The sequence below is a fragment of the Colwellia asteriadis genome (assembly GCF_039523295.1).
GTDB classification, from domain to species: domain Bacteria; phylum Pseudomonadota; class Gammaproteobacteria; order Enterobacterales; family Alteromonadaceae; genus Colwellia; species Colwellia asteriadis.
The window spans coordinates 1-614 of record NZ_BAAAFA010000042.1 but is presented as its reverse complement, the minus strand read 5'-3'; the positions used below and the strand labels follow the sequence as shown (position 1 = coordinate 614).

Genomic DNA, 614 nt, shown 5'->3' with positions numbered 1-614 from the left:
TGTTGTGTTTATCAAAACCACGTATCTGAATACGCATCATTTGAAAGTCTTCATAAACCCGTAAATCTTTAAAGTGCTGGGCGCGTACCTTGCCTTTGTACCAGAGGTAGACAATTTGTTTATCACGTTCAAACACCATTGGCGCTTGTCGCTTAAAGCGAATAATAAAAAACAACAAAAGTGGAATGGTAATAACGTAAAAAACTAAAAATGAAATGTCTTTTTTAAGGCGATAAGTACCGCCAACTTTGGCCGTTGTATAATAACGATAATGCATATAATTACTTAATGATAGCTGTCCATTTTCGTCTAACATATCGTAATTTCGCTTATCTATAGGGTGAACTTGTGGAGATACAAAGTAATTTTCGCCATATTCACGTTTATAAAATCTAATTTTGTGTTGTGTCGACTTCTCCTTTTTCTCCCAACCAATACAGAAATCATCAACATTTAAATATGTAGTAAATAAAATAATTAATAACAATGGGATCAGTCCCATATTACGGGCTTTCATAGAATTATTACTAAGCTTACAAAGGTGCTTATCTATATACACTATCGGTGCTGGCGGCGGCGCCTCTTTGGTGAGTTGAAAGCTAAGTAGCGCTTTC

The 614-nt window shown here is 35.3% G+C and carries 1 protein-coding gene; it reads right to left on the bottom strand.

Features of this window, described 5'->3' with window-relative positions; translation table 11 throughout:
• Positions 1–517 (bottom strand): hypothetical protein (locus tag ABD005_RS18155; RefSeq protein ID WP_343819167.1); only part of this gene is annotated, 517 nt, incomplete at its 3' end.
• Positions 518–614 lie beyond the last annotated feature (97 nt).